This is a genomic window from Bradyrhizobium sp. (assembly GCF_049691595.1).
Classification (GTDB): domain Bacteria; phylum Pseudomonadota; class Alphaproteobacteria; order Rhizobiales; family Xanthobacteraceae; genus Bradyrhizobium.
This window is the reverse complement of record NZ_JBAVNZ010000573.1, coordinates 1-3,303: the sequence shown is the minus strand read 5'-3', so window position 1 is coordinate 3,303 and position 3,303 is coordinate 1. Positions and strand designations below refer to the sequence as shown.

The window sequence follows — 3,303 nt, the reverse complement described above, 5'->3', positions numbered from 1 at the left end:
AGTTCGCCGCGCTCGGACGGCGCGCGGCGCGAGCCGTGAAACGAGCGCTGTTCGCTGCCATGGACGACGCTGAACGCGCAATCCATGATGTCGCGGTTGGGATAGAGGCCCAATGCAATGCCGAAATAGAACGGCTGGTCGGGAGAAAATCCATTGAACCAGTAGCGATCATAGAAATTGCGATCGGTGGTCGCGGTATGCGCGATCGGTTCCGGCGTCTGATGGATCGGAAAATCATCGAATCGTGAGAGCATGGCGGGACCGATTGGGGGAAGGAAAACGCCCGGTCGGGCGCCGCCCTCCACCCTATCAGAGGATTCCGATTTCGCGATCCATCCGGAAGCCTCGCCTGGGCGGCGTTTCGTCCTTGCAGCGCAGCGGCGACGCGGCCGGCGCTAGGGCCTCTGCACAGAGGTTTTGACCGGTTGGAGTGGCGGGCAGGCTTGCCTACAACCTGCTCTACGCCGGAGGGCAGCATATGGCGATTGACTCCAACAGTTATCTGACTAACGTCAGATAACATGCTCTATGATCCTGTAAGCCGCTTTCGGCGTTTCGCTCGTGCCGTCACCATGGAAGTCGGTGCGTTGGACACGTCCTTCCTCGGCCGGGGCCGGCCGCTTGGGGCCGCACGCGTCCTGAACGCGATTGGCATGGGCCGCACGGATGTGGCCGAAATCCGCGAATATCTCGGGCTCGATTCCGGCCTGATGAGCCGCCTGCTCCGGAGCCTGGAGGAGGAAGGCCTTGTCAGAACCACGCCGCATCCTGACGATGCCCGCCGCCGGGTTGCTGTCTTCACTGCGGCGGGCCAGCGTGAATTCCAAGCCTACGAGGAACTTTCCAACGCAAGGGCATCCGCGTTGCTGGACCGCTCCCCGCGTTCGGATGAACTCCTTAGTGCGATGGACCTGGTCGCCTCGGCGCTGGGCCGCGACCGGGTTGCGATAGAGGAAGCCGACCCGAGGGACGATGCCGCACGCTATTGCCTTGGCGAATATTATTCCGAACTTGGTCGTCGCTTCAAAAAGGGGTTCGACGTTTCGCTGTCCCGCGATCCGGACGCTGTGGACATGGTTCGGCCCCGAGGGGCGTTTCTTCTCGCCATGTCGGACGGACTGCCGATCGGTTGTGTAGGGCTTAAGGGAACCGGTGGCGAAGTAGCAGAAATCAAAAGGCTTTGGATATGCCAGACCGCGCGCGGTTTCGGCATTGCCAAGCGCCTGATGCACGCCGTCGAGAACCTGGCACGCGAACTGTCGGTGAAAACCTTACGCCTCGACACCAACAGTGCGTTGCCCGAGGCACTGAGGCTCTACCGCACGTCAGGCTGGGTCGAGATCGACCGTTTCGATGAAGACCCGTATCCTGACCATTTTTTCCAGAAGCATCTCTGACCTCAGCTTATTGAACGAGCGTCCGCTTACGCAGTCCGACTTCCAAAGCGGTCGAACCGCAAACCACTCGAAGCGGTCGGTCCGAGGGGCATCCAGACCGCGGCAACAGTGGGATGAGGAGCTTGGATAATTGCTGAGGCAACCGGTCAAAATCTCTGTGCAGAGATACGAGGGCCTGGATGCGTCAAATCCGTCAAATCCAGACATCATTCTCGGCGGTGCGATCGCCGCCCTGATGGCCCGTATTGACCACGCCTCGCGGCTCGATCAGCAATAATTTGACCTCGTGTTCGGCATAAGGCTTGTGTTCGACGCCCTTCGGGACAACGAACATTTCGCCCGCCGACACGTCGACCGCACCATCGCGAAAATCAATTCTCAGAACGCCCTCCAGGACGATGAAGGTCTCGTCGGTATTGTTGTGATCGTGCCAAATAAAGTCGCCTTTCAGCTTCACGATCTTGAACTGGTAGTCGTTCATTTCGGCTATGACCTTGGGCTGCCACTGCTCGTCGAATAGTCTGAACTTTTTGCCAAAGTTGATCGCCTCGTAGCCCATGGCCCGCTCCATCAAGTGATTTTGGAATTCATACCATTTCCAATGACCGCCATGGAGCCCTGCTGCAGGACCTCAAGGCGTCGATGGGCATGAGCTATCTGTTCGTGTCGCATGATCTGAATGTGGTGCGTTTATTGCGCGATCGTGTCATCTGGAGCATGATCCGGAAAGGCATGCCTTCGGACTCCACCCAAGGGATCATGCGCCAGGAAGGTTGAGTGAGGGAGCAATGGCAGCCGACCCGCTGGATGAGTATATCGACGCCGTCGCAAAGGCGATGGCGTTGCCAGTCGAAGACGCGTGGCGGCCGGCGGTCAAGGCCAATCTGCAGGTGTCGCTGAGGCTGGCGCGGCTGGTCGATGAATTTGCATTGCCCGACGAAATCGAGCCGGCCAGTATCTATGCCGCCTGATATTGCGACGACCGGAAAATCCGAGGGGTGGTCGGCCTCCCAAATCGCCCAGGCCGTCGTCAGCCAAAAGATGTCGGCGCTCGATACGATCGAGGCCGCGCTGGCGCGGATCGCCAGGCGCGATTCCGTCCTCAACGCCTTCACCGACGTGACCGCCGATCGCGCGCGCGCCAGGGCGCGGGCGGTCGATGCCGCGATCGCGGCGGGCAAGACCGTCGGCCCGCTCGCCGGCGTGCCGTTCGCGGTGAAGAATCTGTTCGACGTGCAGGGGCTTTCGACCCGGGCCGGCTCCAGGATCAATCGCGACCTGCCGGCCTCAAGGCGCGATGCGACCCTGATCGAGCGCCTGGAGGCGGCCGGCGCCGTCCTGGTCGGCGCGCTCAACATGGGCGAATACGCCTATGACTTCACCGGCGAGAATGTGCATGACGGCCCGTCGCGCAATCCGCACGATCCGACCCGGATGAGCGGCGGTTCCTCCGGCGGTTCCGGCAGCGCGGTCGGCGGCGGCCTGGTGCCGATCGCGCTGGGATCGGATACCAATGGTTCGATCCGGGTGCCGGCGTCATTCTGCGGAATCTTCGGGTTGAAGCCGACCTACGGCCGGCTGTCGCGCGCGCGGTCATATCCATTTGTCGCAAGCCTCGATCATCTCGGGCCGTTCGCGCGCAGCGTGCGCGATCTCGCGCTGGCCTATGACGCCATGCAGGGACCTGACGCCGACGACGCCGCCTGCACCGCGCGGCCGGTCGAACCGGCGACGTTCTCGCTGACGCAGAACATCGGAAACCTCCGGATCGCGATCGCCGGCGGATATTTCCAGCAGAATGTTTTCCCCGAAGCCGTCGAGGCGGTCGCCCGCGTCGCCAGGGCGCTTGGCGCCGCGCGGTCCGTCGAAATCCCCGAGGCGGCGCGCGCCCGCGCCGCGGCCTATG

The 3,303-nt window shown here is 62.1% G+C and carries 5 protein-coding genes and 1 pseudogene; 4 read left to right on the top strand and 2 right to left on the bottom strand.

The window, feature by feature from the left end; genetic code table 11:
• Positions 1 to 254, bottom strand: a pseudogene (locus WCE35_RS23180) (hypothetical protein); the annotation flags it as partial.
• Positions 255 to 521: 267 nt separating this feature from the next.
• Between WCE35_RS23180 and WCE35_RS23175 the strand changes: the two are divergent.
• On the top strand, positions 522 to 1,397 hold the full coding sequence (locus WCE35_RS23175; protein WP_424595644.1) for a GNAT family N-acetyltransferase: 876 nt from the start codon (positions 522 to 524) through the stop codon (positions 1,395 to 1,397).
• A 193-nt stretch (positions 1,398 to 1,590) separates the two neighbouring features.
• Here the strand turns inward: WCE35_RS23175 and WCE35_RS23170 are convergent, their stop codons facing one another.
• On the bottom strand, positions 1,591 to 1,956 hold the full coding sequence (locus WCE35_RS23170; RefSeq protein WP_424595643.1) for a cupin domain-containing protein: 366 nt from the start codon (positions 1,954 to 1,956) through the stop codon (positions 1,591 to 1,593).
• Positions 1,957 to 2,045: 89 nt separating this feature from the next.
• On the opposite strand from WCE35_RS23170, the gene WCE35_RS23165 reads away from it, so the two are divergent.
• From WCE35_RS23165 to WCE35_RS23155, 3 genes are all read left to right on the top strand, one after another.
• Positions 2,046 to 2,174 carry a hypothetical protein gene (locus WCE35_RS23165; RefSeq protein ID WP_424595642.1) on the top strand — a complete coding sequence of 43 codons (129 nt, stop codon included), beginning with the start codon at positions 2,046 to 2,048 and terminating at the stop codon, positions 2,172 to 2,174.
• Positions 2,175 to 2,185: 11 nt separating this feature from the next.
• On the top strand, positions 2,186 to 2,368 hold the full coding sequence (locus WCE35_RS23160; protein WP_424595641.1) for a DUF4089 domain-containing protein: 183 nt from the start codon (positions 2,186 to 2,188) through the stop codon (positions 2,366 to 2,368).
• The coding region (locus WCE35_RS23155) for an AtzE family amidohydrolase (protein WP_424595640.1) at positions 2,358 to 3,303 on the top strand (946 nt) is incomplete at its 3' end. The genes WCE35_RS23160 and WCE35_RS23155, both read left to right, overlap by 11 nt.

What these genes read in the sequence shown, in the direction of transcription:
- WCE35_RS23160 (WP_424595641.1), top strand. Translation starts at nt 2,186, where the DNA reads ATGGCAGCCGACCCGCTGGATGAGTATATCGACGCCGTCGCAAAGGCG.
- WCE35_RS23175 (WP_424595644.1), top strand. Translation starts at nt 522, where the DNA reads ATGCTCTATGATCCTGTAAGCCGCTTTCGGCGTTTCGCTCGTGCCGTC.
- WCE35_RS23165 (WP_424595642.1), top strand. Translation starts at nt 2,046, where the DNA reads ATGAGCTATCTGTTCGTGTCGCATGATCTGAATGTGGTGCGTTTATTG.
- WCE35_RS23170 (WP_424595643.1), bottom strand. Translation starts at nt 1,956, where the DNA reads ATGGGCTACGAGGCGATCAACTTTGGCAAAAAGTTCAGACTATTCGAC.